The organism is Neotabrizicola sp. VNH66, assembly GCF_049445895.1.
GTDB lineage: Bacteria > Pseudomonadota > Alphaproteobacteria > Rhodobacterales > Rhodobacteraceae > Pseudogemmobacter.
Map to the genome: position 1 here is coordinate 175,375 of NZ_JBMSDW010000006.1, position 17,354 is coordinate 192,728.

Below are 17,354 nucleotides of genomic sequence, written 5' to 3' on the forward strand. Positions count from 1 at the left end.
AAAAGCGGGGACAGGATGACATCGCGCGAGATCGTGGCCGAGGGGCTGGGGACGGCATTGCTGGTGGCGGTCGTGGTCGGGTCGGGCATCATGGCGGACCGGCTTTCGCCCGATCACGGGGTGGCGCTTTTGGCCAATACGCTGGCGACGGCGGCGATTCTGGTCGTGCTGATCATGACCCTTGGCCCGGTATCCGGCGCGCATATGAACCCGGCGGTCAGTCTTGTGTTTCTGCTGCGCCGTGCGCTTTCTCTGCCCGATGCGCTGATCCGGATCGCCGTGCAGCTGGCGGGCGGCATGGCCGGCACATTGCTGGCGCATGGGATGTTCGACATGGCCCTGATCCAGACCGCGGCCACCGTGCGGACGGGTGCGGCACAATGGCTGTCCGAGGGTGTGGCGACGTTCGGGCTGGTCATGACGGTGCTCGGTGCGCAGCGCCACCGGCCCGATGCAGTGGCACCGCTGGTCGGGCTTTACATCGCGGCGGCCTACTGGTTCACCGCCTCGACCAGCTTTGCCAATCCGGCGGTAACGCTGGCCCGCAGCCTGACCGACACTTTCGCGGGCATCCGTCCCCTGGATGTGCCCGGATTTGTTCTGGCCCAGCTTGCCGGGGCGGCAGCCGGGGCCGTACTGGCGGGCTGGCTGTTCGCAGATGATGCCAAAGGAGCCAAGATATGACCGATTCCCCCGCCCGTGCCACGATCTGGCACAATCCGGACTGCGGCACCTCGCGCAATGTGCTGGCCATCCTGACCGCCGCCGGGGCGGAGCCGTTGGTCATCGACTACCAGCAGGCGGGCTGGACCGCCGCGCTGTTGCAGGACCTGTTCGCCACGGCCGGGGTGACCCCGCGCGAGGCTTTGCGCCTGTCGCGCAGCCCGGCCGAGGAACTGGGCCTGACCGATCCCGCCGTAAACGATGCCGCGTTGATCGCGGCCATGCTGGAGCATCCGGTGCTGGTCAACCGCCCCTTCGTGCGCACCGCAAAGGGAACCGCCTTGTGCCGCCCGTCCGAACGGGTGCTGGACCTTCTGGACCGCCTGCCGCCCGGACCGCTTTACAAAGAGGACGGCAGCCTTATCCTCGATGCCGAGGGGCGCAGGGTCGGCTGATCCGCACCGCGCGCCAACAGCCTGAAAGTTCCGGACATGCAGCCTGCCACCCCGACCCGTACCCTTCTGTGTTATGGCGACAGCAACACCCACGGCACCATGCCGATGCACAGCCTTGGCGCGCTTGGCCGGTTTTCCCGCCCGCACCGCTGGACCACGCAGCTTGCCGCCGCCCTGCCGGACTGGGAGGTGATTGCCGAAGGCCATCCCGGCCGCACCACGCTGCACGACGACCCGATCGAAGGGGCGCATCGCAACGGGCTGACAGTGCTGCCGTCGGTTCTGGAAAGCCACCGGCCGGTTGATGTGGTTCTGCTGATGCTGGGCACCAATGACCTGAAGGAACGCTTCAGCGTGAATGCGGGTGACATCGCCTTGTCGCTGGAGCGGCTGGTGCGGGTGATCCGCGCTTCGGGCGCGGGGCCGATGGGCGGGGCGCCGGGGGTGCTGGTGGTGGCCCCGCCGCCCATTCTGGAAACCGGCTGTCTGGCCGAGATCTTCCGCGGCGGCGCGGCCAAGTCCCGCGATATGGCCGACCGGATCGGCGCCATGGCCGCCCGCAACGGTACGGCCTTCGTCGATGCAGGGCAGGTGGTTCAGGTCTCGCCCGTGGACGGTGTGCATTATGAGGCGGAATCTACCCCCCTGCTGGCGCAGGCCTTTGCCGCCGCGCTGCGGGCCTCGTTCTGATGGATTAGGACAGGCCTAATCCGCGCTGCGGTGAACGTTTCTTTTTTCCAAAGTTAAATCCCGGCAGTCTGTTTTGCGGGCGGGTTCTGCCCGCCTGCCGGATTCGGTCCGCGGTCCTGCTTGACAGGTGCTGCGCCGGGGCCGGAGTGTTTGCGGCGAACCGGGCCCAGCCTTTGCAGCGGAGAGAGCCGATGACCAGCCACGACCCCGCCCTGACCCCCATTCAGGAATTGCGCGCCAATGTCTCGGTCCCGTTCGAACGGGCGCGGGCGATGCCGAAATCGGTCTATACCTCGGCCGAATTCGAACAGGCGGAACAGACCCATATCTTCGGCAAGGAATGGCTCTGCGCGGGCCGCGCCGATGCGCTGAAGGCACCGGGCGACTATATGACGATGGAGATTTCAGGCGAGCCGGTGATCATCCTGCGCGACCGCGAAGGCGCGTTGCGCGGGTTGTCCAACGTCTGCCGCCACCGGATGAGCACGCTGCTGGAAGGCCGCGGCACCACCCGCTCCATCGTTTGCCCCTATCACGCCTGGACCTACAATCTGGACGGCACCCTGCGCGGGGCGCCCGCGATGACGCTGAACGAAAGCTTCTGCAAGACCGATGTGGCGCTGCCGCAGGTGCGGGTGGTGGACTGGCTGGGCTGGATCATGGTCACGCTGAACCCCGATGCCCCCGACCCGCATGCGGTGCTGAAAGATGTCGAGGGGCTTGTGGGCTACCTCGACATGGCCAGCTATCAGGAGCATTTCCGCCAGGAATTCCGCTGGAACACCAACTGGAAGGTGCTGGCAGAGAATTTCATGGAAAGCTACCACCTGCCGGTCTGCCATGCGGATACGATCGGCGGCACGGTGGACCTGCTGAAGATGACCTGCCCCGAGGGGTTCCCGGCCTTCAACTATCACTGGATCGTCAAGAACGACTCACTGCCGCTGTCGCTGGCGCATCCCTCGAACACCAGGCTGACCGGCGATCAGCGCCGGATCACCTGGCTGCTGTCGATCTATCCCTCGCTGATGATCACGCTGACGCCGGGCTATTTCTGGTATCTCTGCCTGACGCCCGACGGGCCGGACCATGTGAAGGTCCTCTATGGCGGCGGGATGAGCGCGGACTGGTGCGCCGATCCGGATGCCGAGGCGCATCTGACCGCGCTGCGCACGCTGCTGGACGATGTGAACATCGAGGACAAGGGCTGCGTCGAGCGGGTGTTCCGCGGGCTTAAGGCGGGGCTGTCCGAGCCGGGCGCGCTCAGCCATCTGGAGCGGCCCAATTTCGAATTCGCCAGCTGGATCGCCGCGCGCATCCCGGCGGACGCCTGATCAACCTGAAAGGACCGGCCCGATGGCCCACTACCGCCACCGTAAGTTCAACACCAAGGACACCTACCCCGAACAGAAGCTGGACAATGATCTGGCGCAGGCGGTGGTGGCCAAGGGCGGCACCACCATCTTTCTGCGCGGCCAGTGCCCGCAGGATCTGGATACGGCAAAGAACATCGAAAGCCACGACCCGGTGGAGCAGACCCACAAGGTCATGCAGAACATCCGCCAGCTGGTCGAGGAATGCGGCGGCAAGATGGAGCACGTGACCAAGCTGGTGGTCTATCTGACCGATGTCCGCCACCGTGAGGCGGTCTATCGCACCATGGGCGAATATATCCGCGGCGTACATCCGGTCTGCACCGGCCTGACCGTGGTGGCCTTGGCCCGCCCCGACTGGCTGGTGGAGATCGACGCCACCGCCGTGATCCCCGACTGATCCGTCGCCCCGGGGGCGCTTCGCCCCCCGGACTCCCCGAGGATATTTGGACAAAGTGGAATGAGCCTTTCCAGTTTGCATAAATATCCCACGGGGGTCCGGGGGTGTGAAACCCCCGGCGCGCGGCCATAAAGGCTGACGCATGACCTTTTCCCTTCTTGCCCGTTGTCCTGAGACCGGCCGTTTCGGCATGGTGATTTCATCCTCTTCGCCCGCGGTGGCGGCGCGTTGTGCCCATGCCCGGGCGGGGGCGGGCGTGGCGGCGAGCCAGAACATCACCGATCCTGCGCTCGGGCCGCGGCTACTGGAGCTGATGGCGGGCGGTGCCCCGGCGGCAGAGGCGGTGGCGCAGGTGGTGGGGGAGGCGCCGCATGTCGATTACCGTCAGCTGATGGTGGTGGACGGGGCGGGGCGTGTCGCGCATCACTCGGGCCGGCATATTCTCGGGACCTGGGCGGTGGCCGAAGGTGCGGGGGTGATCGCGGGCGGCAATCTTCTGGCGCATGACGGGGTACCCGCGGCCATGGTGGCGGGCTTTACCGCGGCGGGCGGCGATTTCGGCGACCGTCTGGTGGCCGCGCTTCTGGCCGGGGCTGCGGCGGGGGGCGAGGCGGGGCCGGTGCATTCGGCGGGTCTGCTGATCGTCGACCGGGAAAGCTGGCCCGTGGCCTCGCTCCGCTGCGACTGGGACGATGCCGCCCGGCCCATCGAGGCGGTGGCCCGCGCGTGGGAGGTCTATGCCCCGCAAATGGCGGCCTATATCCAGCGCGCGAAAGACCCGCGTGCGGCGCCCTCTTACGGGGTGCCCGGCGACGAATGAGCTTTCGCGCCCCGCGGGGCCGGGCTATTTTCCCGCCATGGCCCTGCGGTTCACCCTTCGACAGCTGGAATATCTGGTCGCCGTGGGCGAGACCGGGTCGATTGCTGCCGCGGCGGACCGGGTGAATGTCTCGTCGCCCTCGATCTCGGTCGCGATTGCGCAGCTGGAGCAGGAATTCGGCCTGCCGCTTTTCGTGCGCCGCCATGCGCAGGGCCTGTCGCTGACCCAGGGCGGGCGGCAGTTCGTGGCCGAGGCGCGGGCGGTGCTGACCGCCGCCGCCCGGCTGAACGATCTGGCGAATGAGATCACCGGCAAGGTGCGCGGTCCGCTTTCGGTGGCCTGTCTGCAGACCTTTGCGCAGGTGGTGCTGCCCGGGCTGCGCCGCAGTTTCACCGATCTTTACCCCGAGGTGGAGTTCCGGCAGTTCGAGCGCCATCAGGCCGAGATTTTCGAGGGGCTGCGGCAGGCGCATTTCGATGTGGCGCTGACCTATGATCTTGATATCCCCGCCGATCTGCGGTTCGAGCCGTTGTTGCCCTTGCCGCCCTATGCCTTGTTCGCGGCCGAGCATCCGCTGGCCGCGCGCGCGTCGGTGACGGCGGCCGATCTGGCGCCGCATCCGATGGTGCTCTTGGATCTGCCGTTTTCCTCGGATTACTTCCTTGATGTGTTCCGCCCGCTGTCCCTGCGCCCGAAGATCGTGGAACGCACGCGCGACATCAGCGTCATGCGCGCCATGGTGGCCAATGGCTTCGGCTTTTCTATCGCCAACATCCAACCTGCGCCGGAGACGGCGCCGGACGGGCGGGCGTTGCGGCTGGTGCCGCTGGAGGGCGTGCCGTCGCTGAACCTTGGCCTAGCGCTCGCCGAAGGGGCGCGGGGGGCGCTGACCATCCGCGCCTTCATCGACCATTGCCGCAGGGCGCTGACCGGGGACAAGGGATGAGGACTGCGCTGATCGTGGCCCATGGTCAGCCCTCGGACCCGCTGCCTGCCGCGGCAGAGCTGGAGCGGCTGGCCCAGCGGGTGGCGGCGCATCTGCCGGACTGGCAGGTCACGGCTGCCACGCTGGCGGAGCCGGGCGCGCTGGCGCTGGCCACCGGGGGCCTTGCGCCGGGGGTGGTCTTTCCACTGTTCATGGCGGCGGGCTGGTTCACCCGCACGGCGATTCCCGCCCGGCTGGAGGAGGCGGGCGCTGTGGGCTGGCGTATCCTGCCACCCTTTGGCGCGGCCGAGGCGGTGCAGGCACTGGCGGTGACGCTGGTGCGCGAAAGCGGCGGTGATCAGGTGCTGCTGGCGGCCCATGGCTCGTTCAAATCGCCCGAGCCGTCGCGGATCGCGCAGGCCTTGGCCGGGCGGATCGTGGCAGAGACCGGGCTTCCCGCGAAGGCCGCGTTCATCGACCAGAGCCCGCAACTGGCCGAGGCCAGGGGCTACGGCCCCGGTGCCGTCTGTCTGCCGTTCTTTGCCATGGCAGGCGGCCATGTGCTGGATGACCTGCCTGCCGCACTGGCCGAGGCGCGCTTCCCGGGCCGCCTGTTGCCCGCACTTGGCACCGACGACCGGGTGCCCGCGCTGATTGCGGCGCTGATCACTGCCGCCTGACCTGCCCGGAGACCGGAATGCCCGTCATCACCTGTATTGACGATCTGAAACGCCTGCACCGCGCCCGCGCCCCCCGGATGTTCTGGGATTATTGCGAAAGCGGCAGCTATACCGAGCAGACCTTCCGCGACAACACTTCGGATTTCGCGCAGATCCGGCTGCGGCAGCGGGTGGCGCGCGATCTGTCGGATCGTCAGCTGGGCGGGCACATGCTGGGGCAGAAGGTGACGATCCCGGTCGGCCTGTCGCCCGTCGGATCGACCGGGATGCAGTTCCCGGATGGCGAGATCCATGCGGCGCGGGCGGCGGCGGAGTTCGGGGTGCCCTTCACACTCTCCACCATGTCGATCTGTTCGATCGAGGATGTGCACGCCGCCAGCCCCGATCCGTTCTGGTTCCAGCTTTATGTGATGCGGGACGAGGACTTCGTCGATGCGATCATTGAACGCGCGCGGGCGGCGGACTGTTCGGCGCTGGTCGTCACGCTGGATCTGCAGGTGCTGGGACAACGGCACAAGGATGTGAAGAACGGGCTGACGGCGCCGCCGCGGCTGACGCTGCCCAACATCCTGAACATGATGACAAAGCCGCGCTGGTCCTTGGGCATGTTGCGGACACCGCGGCGGTCCTTCGGCAATATCGTGGGTCATGTGAAGGGGGTCAGCGATCTGGCGAAGCTGACCGCCTGGACCAACGAACAGTTCGATCCGCAACTGGACTGGTCCAAGGTGGTGCGGCTGCGCGATCAGTGGAAGGGAAAGTTCGTGCTGAAGGGCGTGCTGGACGCCGAAGACGCGCAGATGGCGGTGGATGCCGGGGCCGATGCGATTGTCGTGTCGAACCACGGCGGGCGGCAGCTGGACGGGGCGCTGTCCACGATCCGCGCGCTGCCCGCCATCCGCCGCGCCGTGGGGGGAAAGACGGAAATCTGGCTCGATTCAGGGATCCGGTCGGGGCAGGACGTGCTGAAGGCACTGGCCCTGGGCGCGGATGCCACGATGATCGGCCGGGCCTTTGTCCACGGGCTGGGCGCCATGGGCGGGGCGGGCGTAACCTGCGCGCTGGAGGTGATCCGGCAGGAGATGGACATCACGATGGCCCTGTGCGGCGAACGCGACATCAGCGCCTTCGGGCCGCAGAATGTGCTGGTGCCGGAAGGGTTTGAGGGGAAATGGGCGTAGCCATCGCTGCGGCGAACGTATTCAGATGGGCGCGCATTGCGGCCTCTGCCCGCGCCGCGTCGCCCGCGGCGATGGCGGCCACCACGGCGGCATGCTGGTCGGAATGCACCGCGGTGAATTCGGCCACTCCGATGCGGCGGTAAGTGCGCTCCCATTCCTGCTGCCAGGCTGCCCGCCGCCGCGCGCCGGACAGATAGTCCAGAAGTCCAAGCAGCACCGGATTGCCCGCGGTTTCCGCCACCGCGCGGTGAAATGCGGCATCGGCCTGTTCCGCCTCGGGCCGGTTGCGGGCGTGGCGGCCCTGCGCCAACAGCGCCTCCAGCCGGACCAGATCGGCGGGGACGGCGGCGCGGGCGGCCTCGGCTGCAACCGGAGGTTCCACGATCAGACGCGCCTGCATCAACTGCGCCGGCGAGGTGGCGGTCAGCAGCACCGTCTCGCGCAGGGGCAGACCGCGCGGTCGCGGCCCGAGGAAGGTGCCCTGACCGACATGCCGCCAGAGCGCACCCTCCGCCTCCAGCACGGCTAGTGCTGTGCGCAGGCTTTGCCGCGAGCAGCCCAGCAATGCCGCCAGCCCCCGCTCCGCCGGAAGGCGGGTGCCGCTGCCGCCCGCCGCCTCGACCCGCAGACGCAAGGCCGCGATGACCTGATCCTGTTTCACACGACCTCCGATATTCAGACCAATTTGCAGACCAATCTGGTTTCCTGCAATGCCCGCTGCGAACGGAGGGCGAAATGGAACATCTCATCCTGATTCTGGCGGGGCTGGCCGCGGGCGCACTGAACGCGGTGGCGGGCGGGGGCACGTTCCTGTCCTTCCCGGCACTGGTCTTTGTGGGCGTGCCGCCGGTGATGGCCAACGCCACGGCCACCATGGCCGCGCTGCCGGGCTATATCGGCAGCGCCTGGGGCTTTCGCCACGAAATCCGCGCCGCCAGCCCGGTGCCGGTGCGCGCCATGGTGGCCATGGCGATCGTCGGCGGGCTTTTGGGCGCGCTTCTGCTGCTGGTCACCCCGAATGAGGTGTTTTCGGTCGTGGTGCCGTGGCTTTTGCTGGCGGCCACGCTGATCTTTGCCGCAGGTCCGGCATTGGTGCGGCGGGTGACGGGGCAGGGCGGGGCGCTGACCCGTCCGGCGGCGCTTGGCCTCTTGCTGGTGGTGTCGATCTACGGCGGCTACTTCAACGGCGGGCTGGGCATCATGCTGCTGGCGGCCTTCGGCTTCATGGGCTTCACCCGGCTGCATCAGATGAATGGCCTGAAGAACCTGCTGTCGGCGGTGCTGTCCAGCGTCTCGGTCGCCACCTATGCCGTGGCAGGGGTGATCGACTGGGAGAACGGGCTGATCCTCGGGCTGGCCTGTGCCCTGGGCGGCTGGGGCGGCGCGCATCTGGCCAAGCGCATTCCCAGCATGACGGCGCTGCGGATATTTATCACGCTGGTGGGGCTGGTCATGGCAGCGGTCTTCTTCCTCCGTCAGGCCACTTGATTTTTGATCAAATTCTGCGGCATAGACAGGGGATCAGGAGGGTCCGTCCATGTCGTCCGAATTGATCGCCGGAATCCCGCGCGACCGCCTTGCTGCCTTTGCCGCGACCGAAGCCGCACGCTTTGCCGAAAGCCGGCCGAAATCGGCGAAACGGATGCAGGCGGGCGCGGCGCATTGGTTGTCCGGCGTGCCGATGCATTGGATGACCGACTGGCCGATGCCGCATCTGCCGGTGATCGAAAAGGCCCATGGCGCGAAGATCACCGATATCGACGGGCAGGTGCTGGATGATTTCTGTCTGGGCGACACCGGGTCGATGTTCGGCCATTCCCCCGCGCCGGTCGCCCGCGCCATCCGCCAGCAGGCGCGGCGCGGCCTGACCTATATGCTGCCGTCCGAGGCGGCGGCGGAGGCCGGGCGGCTGTTGTCGCAGACCTTTGGCCCGATGCGCTGGCAGGTGGCCACCACGGCGACCGACGCCAACCGCTATGCCATCCGCGTGGCGCGGGCGGTGACGGGGCGGCCCAAGGTGCTGGTCTTCAACGGCTGCTATCATGGCACGGTGGATGATGTGATGGTGGCGCTGGCCGAGGGTCAGACCGTCACCCGGCCCGGCCTGCTGGGCCAGATCCGCGACATGACCGATGGCGCCGTGGCCTGTGAATTCAACGATCTGGCGGGCGTTGCCGCCGCGCTGGCCCAAGGCGACGTGGCCGCCATCCTGACGGAGCCGGTGATGACCAATTCCTGCATGGTGCTGCCCGATCCGGGCTTTCATGCGGGGCTGCGCGATCTGGCCACCAAGGCCGGTGCGCTGCTGATCATCGACGAGACGCATACGATTTCCTCCGGTCTTGGCGGCTATACCCGCGTCCATGGCCTGTCGCCGGATATGTTCGTGGTCGGCAAATGCGTGGCGGGGGGCATGCCAACGGCGGTCTGGGGCATGACTGACACCGTGGCCCAGCGGTATGAGACGGCCAATGCCGCCCGTCCCGCGGGGCACAGCGGCATGGGCACCACGCTTTCGGCCAATCCGATGCAACTCGCCTGTCTGGTCGCCACTTTGTCCGAGGTGATGACGCCTGAGACCTATGCCCATATGGAAAAGGGCGCGGCGCGGCTGTCCGAGGGGCTGTCCGCCGTCATCGCCCGTCACGGCGCACCGTGGCATGTCGTCCGCGTCGGCGCGCGGGTGGAGTTCATCTGCGCCCCGGGGCCCCTGAAGAACGGGGCCGAGGCCGCCCATGCCCATCAGCCCGCGGTGGAATCCGCGCTGCATACGGGCCTTCTGAACCGGGGCAGTCTGATCGCCCCCTTCCACAACATGATGCTGGTCAGCCCGGCCACGAAAAAGGCGCAGATCGACCGCCTGATCGCCCGCTTCGATGCCCTGCTGACCCAGCTTTTCGCGTGACTGCCATGACTCACAGCCCCTCTGGTTCCACCCCCGCCGAGGCCGAGGCCTTTCTGGCCGCCCACCCCGAGATCGAGGCGTTCGACATCGTGCTGCACGATTCGAACGGCATCGGCCGTGGCAAGATCATCCGGCGGCACGAGCTTCTGTCGATCTACAAATCCGGCCGCCACATGCCGATCTCGATTCTCGGCCTCGATATCTGCGGCGAGGATGTGCATGAGACCGGGCTGATCTGGGATCAGGGCGACGGCGACCGCCGGGCCTGGCCGGTGCCGGGCACGCTGGTGCCGCTGGCGGGCACCAACCCGCCGCGGGGCGAGGTATTCCTGACGCTCTACAATCTCGATGGCACGCCCATGACATCGGATCCGCGGCACGCGCTGCAGCGGCAGGTCGATGCGATGGCGACGGAGGGGCTGTTCCCCGCGGGCGCCTTCGAGCTGGAGTTCTTCCTGCTGGCCAATGACCGCGATCCGAACGGCAAGATGGTGCCCGCGCGCGATGTGCTGGACGGGCGGCGCAATTCGAAAACTGATGTCTATTCGGTGGACCAACTGCACGGCATGCTGCCGCTGTTCAACGACATCTATGCCGGCGCCAAGGCCGCGGGAATCAAGGCGGAAACCCTGATCTCGGAATTCGCGCCGGGGCAGTATGAGCTGACGCTGCATTACCGCGAAGATGTGATGCAGGCCGCGGATGACCTGATGCGGCTGAAGCGGCTGGTACGGATGCATGCCCGGCTGCATGGGGTGACCGCCTGTTTCATGGCGAAACCGAATGAGGATTATGCGGGTTCGGGGATGCATTTCCATGTGTCCCTGCAGGACGGGCAGGGCCGCAATGTCTTTGTCGAAGAGACCGAGGGCCAGTGGAACGACACGATCCGCCATGCTATCGGCGGGCTGCGCCAGACCATGGGCGAGAGCATGCTGGTCTTCGCGCCGCATGCGAATTCATGGCGCCGCTTTGCCAGCCAGTCCTACGCGCCGGTCAGCCCGACCTGGGGTGTCAACAACCGCTCGGTTGCGCTGCGAATCCCGGCGGGCGATATCCGCGCGCGGCGGATCGAACACCGGCCCGCGGGCGTGGATGCCAACCCGTATCTGGTGGCGGCCACGGTTCTGGCGGGCATCCGTCATGGTCTGAAGAACAGGATCGACCCCGGCCCCGAGGTCACCGGCAACGGCTATGATGCGGAAACCGATATCGTGATGCCCGACGACTGGCGGTCCGCGATCAAGGCGGCCAGCGCCTCGGCCTTCCTGAAAGAGGCCTTGGGCGAGGATATGCACCGCACCTTTACCGCGGTGAAGGCGGCGGAATATGCGCGGGTGATGCGGACGGTGAGCGAGGTCGATTTCGACCTCTATCTGCATACGGTCTGACCCACCGCGGCCGGGCAGGGGGGCGCTGCCCCCCGGCTTCGCCTCCCCCCGGGATATTTGTGCAAACTGGAAAGGGCTTTCCGCTTTGTTCAAATATCCCCGCCGGAGGCACCCGCAGCTGCGGTGGGGCGCAAGGGATCAGGCGGAATGCGCGCCCGCGGCAAGGGCCGCGACATTGGCAAGGATTTCCGCCACGGGCTTGCGCGCGCCGATGTCCTTGACGATGGCCGATCCGACGACGCTGCCATCGGCCACCGCGGCGAGCGCGCGGGCGCCTTCGGGCGTGGTGATGCCGAAGCCCACGACGACGGGCAGGTCGGTCGCGGCCTTGATGCGCGCGACCTCGGGGCCGACGGTCGCGGCTTGTGCGGCGGCGGCGCCGGTGATCCCGGTGATCGAGACGTAATAGACGAAGCCGGAGGTGTTCTTCAGCACCGCGGGCAGGCGGGCCGCATCGGTGGTGGGGGTGGCCAGCCGGATGAAGTTCAGCCCGGCCGCCTGCGCGGGCAGGCACAGCTCGCTGTCTTCCTCGGGCGGCAGGTCGACGACGATGAGCCCGTCGATCCCGGCCTCTTTCGCCTCGGTCAGGAAGCGGTCCACGCCGCGGGAATAGATCGGGTTGTAATAGCCCATCAGGACGATGGGCGTGGTCTGGTCGCCCGTGCGGAAGGCGCAGACCATGTCCAGCACCTTGTCCATCGTCATGCCGCCCTCCAGCGCGCGCTGGCCCGCGGCCTGCACGGTGGGGCCGTCGGCCATCGGGTCGGTGAAGGGCATGCCCAGTTCGATGATATCGACGCCCGCGCCGGGGAAGCCCTTCATCACCTGAAGCGAGGTTTCGGCATCAGGGTCGCCCCCCATCATATAGGCGACGAAGGCCTTCTTCCCCTCGGCCTTCAGCCGCGCGAAAGTATCGTCGATCCGTGTCATGATGGGCCCTCGTCCTGCTGCGGAACGGGTTTGCACGGCTGCGGCGGGAAAAGCAATGGGCAGGGCGGCACTGCGGAGGGCATCCGCGACACTGCCATGGCGGGAGGAGGGGAAAATGGAACCGACGGCATCGGAGCGGATCGACGCGCGGATCGCGGAACTGGCGGATTGGCGCGGGCAAATGCTGGCACAGGTGCGGGCTGTGATCCGGCAGGCGCTGCCGGAGGTGGTGGAGGAGTGGAAATGGCGCGGCGTGCCGGTCTGGTCGCAGGGCGGCATCCTCTGCACCGGCGAGACCTATCGGGACAAGGTCAAGCTGACCTTCGCCAAGGGCGCGGCGCTGCCCGATCCGGCGGGGTTGTTCAACGCCAGTCTGGACGGCAACACCCGCCGCGCGATGGATCTGTTCGCGGACAGCACCCTGAACGCGGACGCGCTGGCCGCGCTGGTGCGGGTCGCGGCGGCGGCGAACCGGAAGCCTTAACCCTGCCGCCAGGGGGCGGATATCATCCAGTGGGTGCCGAAGCGATCCTTCACCATGCCGAATCCGTCGGACCAGAAGGTCGGCTGAAACGCCATGATCGGGGCGCCGCCGTCGGAGAGGGCGGCGAACAGGCGTTTCGCCTCGTCAATCGAGGGGGCGATGTGGCTGATCGTGACGGCCTGCTGCGGATCGCCTGCCATACCGGGCGGGAAGTCCGAGGCCATCAGCATGCGCCCGCCGGTCGCCAGCGTGGAATGCATGATCAGGTCGGAGGTGGCCTGTTCGGGCGGGGCTTCGGGCATCTGGGAATAGGTCATCATCGACAGCTCGCCGCCGAACAGGGCCTGATAGGCCTCCATCGCGGCGCGGCAATTGCCCTGAAAGTGGAGATAGGGGTCAAAGGACATGGGATTCCTCCGTTGCAGGGCCTCAGCATGGCAGGGAGACGCCCGCTTGCACAGCTTGTTCCTTGATCCGCCGCGGCGGCCCGCCTAAGAGGGCGCTGCAATGATGGAGGGCCGGTGATGGGCTTCAAGATGGGGATTGTCGGGCTGCCGAACGTGGGCAAGTCCACGCTGTTCAACGCGCTGACGAAGACGGCGGCGGCGCAGGCGGCGAATTTCCCGTTCTGCACCATCGAGCCGAACGTGGGCGAGGTGGCGGTGCCCGATGCGCGGCTGGACACGCTGGCGGCGATTGCCGGGTCAAAGCAGATCATCCCGGCGCGGATGACCTTTGTCGATATCGCCGGTCTGGTGCGTGGCGCTTCGAAGGGTGAGGGGCTGGGCAACCAGTTTCTGGCCAATATCCGCGAATGCGATGCAGTGGCCCATGTGCTGCGCTGCTTTGAAGACGGCGACATCACCCATGTCGAGGGCCGCGTCGACCCGGTCGCCGATGCCGAGACCATCGAGACCGAGCTGATGCTGGCCGATCTGGAATCCATCGAACGCCGCCGCGCCAATCTGGCGCGCAAGCTGAAGGGGAACGACAAGGAAGCCGCCGATCAGGACCGGCTGCTGGCCCTGGCGCAGAAGGTGCTGGAGGCGGGGCAGCCCGCGCGCACGGTGCAGGTGTCGGAGGATGACCAGCGGGCCTGGGGCCTGTTGCAGCTTTTGACCGCGAAGCCGGTGCTTTATGTCTGCAACGTCGAGGAAGCCTCGGCCGCAGAGGGCAACAGCCAGTCGGCCCGGGTGGCCGAGATGGCGGCCAGGCAGGGCGCGGGCACGGTGGTGATCTCCGCCCGGATCGAGGAAGAGCTGGCGCAACTGCCCGACGAGGATGCCAAGGTGTTCCTTGAGGAAATGGGCCTGCATGAGGCGGGGTTGGACCGGCTGATCCGCGCGGGCTATGACCTTCTGGGCCTGCAGACCTATTTCACCGTCGGCCCGAAAGAGGCCCGCGCCTGGACCATCCTGAAGGGCACTTTGGCGCCGGGGGCGGCGGGCGTGATCCACGGTGACTTTGAGAAGGGCTTCATCCGGGCGGAAACCGTGGCCTATGACGATTACGTCGCGGGCAAGGGTGAGGCCGGAGCCAAGGAAGCGGGCAAGTTCCGGGTGGAAGGCAAGACCTATGAGGTCAAGGACGGCGATGTCCTGCATTTCCTGTTCAACGCCTGAGCGGGCCCTGAACCACGACCACAAAGACGAACGGCGCCCCTGCGGGCGCCGTTTGCGTTTCTACCAACCCTGTTCAGCCCGCCAGCACGATGGCATCGCGGCCCGAGAAGCTGATCTCGGTCTGCGCGCCCACCGGCGGGGGCGGGGTGTCGGCGCGGTTGAACGTGTCAAGGTGGACATGCGATCCCCCCGCCGCCGCCCGCAACCGGATGACCGAGCCGAGGAAATGCACCTCCTCGATGGTGGCGGGCAGCACCACCTCGCGCCCCTCGGCCCGGCCCAGCCGCACCGCCTCGGGGCGGAGCGCCAGCGTGACCGGGCCAGAGGCGGGCAGCCCGTCGGTCACAGTGACCGGCGTGCCTGCGACCAGAACCTGACCGGGGCCGGAAACGGTGGCATCGAAGGTGTTCAGCGTGCCCACGAAATTCGCCACGAATTTGGTGGTGGGGCGGTTGTAGATTTCATGCGGTTCGCCGACCTGTTCGGCAATACCGCCATTCATCACGACGATGCGGTCGGAAATCGACAAAGCCTCTTCCTGATCATGGGTCACGAAGATGGCGGTGATGCCCAACTCGCGCTGAATCTCGCGGATTTCATTCCGCAGGCTGACGCGGACCTTGGCATCCAGCGCCGACAGCGGCTCGTCCAGCAACAGAACGCGCGGACGCGGCGCCAGCGCACGGGCAAGGGCCACGCGCTGTTGCTGGCCGCCCGACAGCTGGAACGGATAGCGACCGCCCAGATCGGGCAGGCCGATCAGGCGCAGCATCTCGGCCACGCGGGCGTCACGCTCGGCCCGCGGGACACCCGCGACCTTCAGGCCAAAGCCCACATTCTCGGCCACAGTCAGGTTCGGGAATAGGGCATAGGCCTGAAACATCATCCCGACGTTGCGCTTCGCCGTCTTCAGCCCGGTCACATCCTTGCCGTCGATGGTGATGCTGCCCGAGGTGGGCGTCTCGAACCCTGCCACCATGCGCAGCACGGTGGTCTTGCCGCAGCCGGAGGGGCCGAGGAGCGAGATGAACTCTCCCTTCTCGACCGCAAGGTTGAAGTCCTTCACCACGCGGTTCGCGCCGAAGGATTTTTCCAGATGAGAGATGGTCAGGAAACTCATTTCGCGGCGGCTTTCGTGTGTTTGGACAGGCGGTTCGCCAGTTGCAGAAGACCCATGCAGACCCAGGTGATGCCGAAGGCGATGACCGACAGGGCAAAGGGTTCATAGGGTTTGTTCGCGCCGATCCGCGCCAGATAGGGGCCGAAGGCGGGCCGGTTCAGCAGCGCCGCCATGGTGAATTCGCCGATGACCACGGCAAAGGTCAGAAAGGCCCCGGACAGGATCGCCGGCACCATGTTCGGCATGATGATGCGGCCGATGATCCGCACCCAGCCCGCGCCAAGGCTCTGCGCCGCCTCGGACAGGGTGGCCACATCGATGGTGCGCATGCCGGTGTCGATGGAGCGGTACATGTAGGGCAGGGCCAGGGTGGTATAGCCGAAGGCCAGAAGCAGGTTCGTCCCGAAGATCGTCCCGGTCAGCGGCAGCCAGCTGGAGGTGTTGTAAAGCCGGATATAGCCGAAGACGATGACGATGGCCGGGATGACCAAGGGCAGCAGCGTCAGGAATTCCACGAAAGGCCGCGCGCGCGGCATCTTCAGCCGCACCCAGAAGGCGGTCGGCACCACCAGCAGAACGCCGATGGCAATCGTCACCAGCGCCATGACGATGGAATAGACGAACGTATACTGGAACTCCGGATCGCCGATGATCCTGGTATAGGCATCCAGCGAATAGACGCCGCGCCGGGCCTTCAGGCTGAACTCGGTCAGACCCAGCAGGGGCAGTGCGAAATAGCCCAGCCCGAACAGCAGGACGATCCAGCCGGTGATCTTTCCCCAAAGGCTCATTTCAGCCACCTCTCGGCCCGGACGCGCAGCCAGATGTAAAGGACATTGGCCACGGCGGTGACGAGGATCATGCCGAAGGCCATGGCATAGCCCAGATTCGGATTGCCCAGCACATCGCCGCGGATCTGCGCGAAAAGCTGGATCGGCACGATGTTCAGCGACGACCCGGTCAGCGCCATGGCGGTGGCAACCGCGCCGAAGGCATTTGCAAACAGCAGCGCAAAGGTGCCGAGGATGGACGGGAACAGGATCGGCAGCGCGACCATGCGCCAGTATTGCGCGGTGGTGGCGCCCAGAACCTCGGCCGCCTCGCGCCATTCGCGCTTCAGCCCCTCCAGCGCGGGGGTGATGACAAGGATCATCAGCGGGATCTGGAAGAACAGATAGGTGATCGTCAGGCCCCAGAAGGACAGGATGTTGAAGCCCAGATCGCGCGACAGCACGATGCCGAAGTTCTGCCGCAGGAACACGGTGACAAGGCCGATGGGACCGAAGGTCGCCAGAAAGGCAAAGGCCAGCGGCACACCGGCAAAGTTCGAGGCGACGCCGGAAAAGGTCATCAGCGGCGACCGGATCCAGCGCGGCACGGCGCCGAAGGTCACCGCGGCGGCCATGCCGAAGCCGACAAGGCAGCCAAGTGCGGCCGAGGCGGCGGAAATCTTGATCGAGACCCAGTAGCTGGACGGAATCGTGCCGGTGTTCAGGTCGCGCAGGTTCTGCAGGGTGAAGCTGCCGTCGCGGGTCTGGAAGGCGCCGATCACGATATGCATCGTGGGCCAGATCAGGAACAGGACGGCAAAGATGACGAAGGGCGCAAGACCCAGCCAGGTCAGCGGAAGCTGACGCCGGCGCGGCACGGTCGGGGCATCGGCCATGAGACCTCTGGGCGCAGGGGGTGAGGAGGAAACGGTGAAACCCGGCCCG

The 17,354-nt window shown here is 66.8% G+C and carries 20 protein-coding genes; 14 read left to right on the plus strand and 6 right to left on the minus strand.

The features are described 5' to 3' along the window. Nucleotides 1-15 precede the first annotated feature (15 nt). The 9 genes from ACO2Q5_RS11085 (at nt 16) to ACO2Q5_RS11125 (ending at nt 7,187) form a co-directional block, all read left to right on the plus strand. Nucleotides 16-684 carry an aquaporin gene (locus ACO2Q5_RS11085; protein WP_423290927.1) on the plus strand — a complete coding sequence of 223 codons (669 nt, stop codon included), beginning with the start codon at nt 16-18 and terminating at the stop codon, nt 682-684. Then, nucleotides 681-1,118, plus strand: coding sequence for an arsenate reductase (glutaredoxin) (arsC, locus tag ACO2Q5_RS11090; protein ID WP_423290929.1), 438 nt, complete (start codon nt 681-683; stop codon nt 1,116-1,118). The genes ACO2Q5_RS11085 and arsC overlap by 4 nt, the downstream gene beginning before the upstream one ends. Nucleotides 1,119-1,154: 36 nt before the next feature. Further along, nucleotides 1,155-1,808: an SGNH/GDSL hydrolase family protein gene (locus ACO2Q5_RS11095; RefSeq protein ID WP_423290931.1), complete on the plus strand. Its 654-nt coding sequence runs from the start codon at nt 1,155-1,157 to the stop codon at nt 1,806-1,808. 191 nt (nt 1,809-1,999) lie between these two features. Next, nucleotides 2,000-3,142 carry an aromatic ring-hydroxylating oxygenase subunit alpha gene (locus ACO2Q5_RS11100; protein WP_423290933.1) on the plus strand — a complete coding sequence of 381 codons (1,143 nt, stop codon included), beginning with the start codon at nt 2,000-2,002 and terminating at the stop codon, nt 3,140-3,142. 22 nt (nt 3,143-3,164) lie between these two features. After that, a complete protein-coding gene (locus ACO2Q5_RS11105; RefSeq protein ID WP_423290935.1) occupies nt 3,165-3,581 on the plus strand; it encodes a RidA family protein in 417 nt (138 codons plus the stop codon). Between the two features lie 142 nt (nt 3,582-3,723). Next, the gene (locus tag ACO2Q5_RS11110; protein ID WP_423290937.1) at nt 3,724-4,401 is read left to right on the plus strand and encodes a DUF1028 domain-containing protein; all 678 of its coding nucleotides are present in this window, start codon (nt 3,724-3,726) and stop codon (nt 4,399-4,401) included. Next, nucleotides 4,364-5,347, plus strand: a complete 984-nt coding sequence (locus ACO2Q5_RS11115; RefSeq protein WP_423290939.1) for a LysR family transcriptional regulator — start codon at nt 4,364-4,366, stop codon at nt 5,345-5,347. The genes ACO2Q5_RS11110 and ACO2Q5_RS11115 overlap by 38 nt, the downstream gene beginning before the upstream one ends. Continuing rightward, the gene (locus ACO2Q5_RS11120; protein WP_423290941.1) at nt 5,344-6,006 is read left to right on the plus strand and encodes a sirohydrochlorin chelatase; all 663 of its coding nucleotides are present in this window, start codon (nt 5,344-5,346) and stop codon (nt 6,004-6,006) included. Before ACO2Q5_RS11115 ends, ACO2Q5_RS11120 begins: the two co-directional genes overlap by 4 nt. Nucleotides 6,007-6,023: 17 nt before the next feature. Continuing rightward, nucleotides 6,024-7,187 carry an alpha-hydroxy acid oxidase gene (locus ACO2Q5_RS11125; protein WP_423290943.1) on the plus strand — a complete coding sequence of 388 codons (1,164 nt, stop codon included), beginning with the start codon at nt 6,024-6,026 and terminating at the stop codon, nt 7,185-7,187. Here the strand turns inward: ACO2Q5_RS11125 and ACO2Q5_RS11130 are convergent. After that, on the minus strand, nt 7,126-7,848 hold the full coding sequence (locus tag ACO2Q5_RS11130) for a FadR/GntR family transcriptional regulator (RefSeq protein WP_423290945.1): 723 nt from the start codon (nt 7,846-7,848) through the stop codon (nt 7,126-7,128). The genes ACO2Q5_RS11125 and ACO2Q5_RS11130 overlap by 62 nt on opposite strands. A 74-nt stretch (nt 7,849-7,922) precedes the next feature. Between ACO2Q5_RS11130 and ACO2Q5_RS11135 the strand changes: the two genes are divergently transcribed. The 3 genes from ACO2Q5_RS11135 to ACO2Q5_RS11145 are packed head-to-tail and all read left to right on the plus strand — an operon-like array spanning nt 7,923 to nt 11,483. Continuing rightward, nucleotides 7,923-8,675, plus strand: coding sequence for a sulfite exporter TauE/SafE family protein (locus tag ACO2Q5_RS11135; RefSeq protein WP_423290946.1), 753 nt, complete (start codon nt 7,923-7,925; stop codon nt 8,673-8,675). A gap of 49 nt (nt 8,676-8,724) precedes the next feature. After that, entirely contained in the window at nt 8,725-10,092 is a 1,368-nt protein-coding gene (locus ACO2Q5_RS11140) for an aspartate aminotransferase family protein (protein WP_423290948.1), read from the plus strand. Nucleotides 10,093-10,097: 5 nt separating this feature from the next. Beyond that, entirely contained in the window at nt 10,098-11,483 is a 1,386-nt protein-coding gene (locus tag ACO2Q5_RS11145) for a glutamine synthetase family protein (protein ID WP_423290950.1), read from the plus strand. A 138-nt stretch (nt 11,484-11,621) separates the two neighbouring features. On the opposite strand, the gene trpA is transcribed toward ACO2Q5_RS11145, so the two are convergent. After that, on the minus strand, nt 11,622-12,413 hold the full coding sequence (gene trpA / locus ACO2Q5_RS11150; protein WP_423290952.1) for a tryptophan synthase subunit alpha: 792 nt from the start codon (nt 12,411-12,413) through the stop codon (nt 11,622-11,624). 115 nt (nt 12,414-12,528) lie between these two features. Here trpA and ACO2Q5_RS11155 point away from each other — a divergent pair, with 115 nt between their 5' ends. Continuing rightward, the gene (locus ACO2Q5_RS11155; RefSeq protein ID WP_423290954.1) at nt 12,529-12,897 is read left to right on the plus strand and encodes a DUF1801 domain-containing protein; all 369 of its coding nucleotides are present in this window, start codon (nt 12,529-12,531) and stop codon (nt 12,895-12,897) included. Here ACO2Q5_RS11155 and ACO2Q5_RS11160 read toward each other — a convergent pair. After that, nucleotides 12,894-13,304, minus strand: a complete 411-nt coding sequence (locus ACO2Q5_RS11160; RefSeq protein ID WP_423290956.1) for a VOC family protein — start codon at nt 13,302-13,304, stop codon at nt 12,894-12,896. The genes ACO2Q5_RS11155 and ACO2Q5_RS11160 overlap by 4 nt on opposite strands. A 117-nt stretch (nt 13,305-13,421) precedes the next feature. Between ACO2Q5_RS11160 and ychF the strand changes: the two genes are divergently transcribed. Further along, complete coding sequence (gene ychF / locus ACO2Q5_RS11165; RefSeq protein ID WP_423290958.1) at nt 13,422-14,519, plus strand: redox-regulated ATPase YchF; 1,098 nt, start codon at nt 13,422-13,424, stop codon at nt 14,517-14,519. A gap of 73 nt (nt 14,520-14,592) precedes the next feature. On the opposite strand, the gene ACO2Q5_RS11170 is transcribed toward ychF, so the two are convergent. The 3 genes from ACO2Q5_RS11170 to ACO2Q5_RS11180 are packed head-to-tail and all read right to left on the minus strand — an operon-like array spanning nt 14,593 to nt 17,305. Then, on the minus strand, nt 14,593-15,639 hold the full coding sequence (locus ACO2Q5_RS11170; RefSeq protein WP_423290960.1) for an ABC transporter ATP-binding protein: 1,047 nt from the start codon (nt 15,637-15,639) through the stop codon (nt 14,593-14,595). Next, the gene (locus tag ACO2Q5_RS11175) at nt 15,636-16,430 is read right to left on the minus strand and encodes an ABC transporter permease (protein ID WP_423290962.1); all 795 of its coding nucleotides are present in this window, start codon (nt 16,428-16,430) and stop codon (nt 15,636-15,638) included. Before ACO2Q5_RS11175 ends, ACO2Q5_RS11170 begins: the two co-directional genes overlap by 4 nt. Continuing rightward, nucleotides 16,427-17,305, minus strand: a complete 879-nt coding sequence (locus ACO2Q5_RS11180; RefSeq protein WP_423290964.1) for an ABC transporter permease — start codon at nt 17,303-17,305, stop codon at nt 16,427-16,429. Before ACO2Q5_RS11180 ends, ACO2Q5_RS11175 begins: the two co-directional genes overlap by 4 nt. Nucleotides 17,306-17,354 lie beyond the last annotated feature (49 nt).

Excerpts from the sequence above, each read along its gene's own strand:
- ACO2Q5_RS11085 (WP_423290927.1), top strand. The coding sequence starts at position 16 with ATGACATCGCGCGAGATCGTGGCCGAGGGGCTGGGGACGGCATTGCTG.
- arsC (WP_423290929.1), top strand. The coding sequence starts at position 681 with ATGACCGATTCCCCCGCCCGTGCCACGATCTGGCACAATCCGGACTGC.
- ACO2Q5_RS11095 (WP_423290931.1), top strand. The coding sequence starts at position 1,155 with ATGCAGCCTGCCACCCCGACCCGTACCCTTCTGTGTTATGGCGACAGC.
- ACO2Q5_RS11100 (WP_423290933.1), top strand. The coding sequence starts at position 2,000 with ATGACCAGCCACGACCCCGCCCTGACCCCCATTCAGGAATTGCGCGCC.
- ACO2Q5_RS11105 (WP_423290935.1), top strand. The coding sequence starts at position 3,165 with ATGGCCCACTACCGCCACCGTAAGTTCAACACCAAGGACACCTACCCC.
- ACO2Q5_RS11110 (WP_423290937.1), top strand. The coding sequence starts at position 3,724 with ATGACCTTTTCCCTTCTTGCCCGTTGTCCTGAGACCGGCCGTTTCGGC.
- ACO2Q5_RS11120 (WP_423290941.1), top strand. The coding sequence starts at position 5,344 with ATGAGGACTGCGCTGATCGTGGCCCATGGTCAGCCCTCGGACCCGCTG.
- ACO2Q5_RS11125 (WP_423290943.1), top strand. The coding sequence starts at position 6,024 with ATGCCCGTCATCACCTGTATTGACGATCTGAAACGCCTGCACCGCGCC.
- ACO2Q5_RS11135 (WP_423290946.1), top strand. The coding sequence starts at position 7,923 with ATGGAACATCTCATCCTGATTCTGGCGGGGCTGGCCGCGGGCGCACTG.
- ACO2Q5_RS11140 (WP_423290948.1), top strand. The coding sequence starts at position 8,725 with ATGTCGTCCGAATTGATCGCCGGAATCCCGCGCGACCGCCTTGCTGCC.
- ACO2Q5_RS11145 (WP_423290950.1), top strand. The coding sequence starts at position 10,098 with ATGACTCACAGCCCCTCTGGTTCCACCCCCGCCGAGGCCGAGGCCTTT.
- trpA (WP_423290952.1), bottom strand. The coding sequence starts at position 12,413 with ATGACACGGATCGACGATACTTTCGCGCGGCTGAAGGCCGAGGGGAAG.
- ACO2Q5_RS11155 (WP_423290954.1), top strand. The coding sequence starts at position 12,529 with ATGGAACCGACGGCATCGGAGCGGATCGACGCGCGGATCGCGGAACTG.
- ACO2Q5_RS11160 (WP_423290956.1), bottom strand. The coding sequence starts at position 13,304 with ATGTCCTTTGACCCCTATCTCCACTTTCAGGGCAATTGCCGCGCCGCG.
- ychF (WP_423290958.1), top strand. The coding sequence starts at position 13,422 with ATGGGCTTCAAGATGGGGATTGTCGGGCTGCCGAACGTGGGCAAGTCC.
- ACO2Q5_RS11170 (WP_423290960.1), bottom strand. The coding sequence starts at position 15,639 with ATGAGTTTCCTGACCATCTCTCATCTGGAAAAATCCTTCGGCGCGAAC.
- ACO2Q5_RS11175 (WP_423290962.1), bottom strand. The coding sequence starts at position 16,430 with ATGAGCCTTTGGGGAAAGATCACCGGCTGGATCGTCCTGCTGTTCGGG.
- ACO2Q5_RS11180 (WP_423290964.1), bottom strand. The coding sequence starts at position 17,305 with ATGGCCGATGCCCCGACCGTGCCGCGCCGGCGTCAGCTTCCGCTGACC.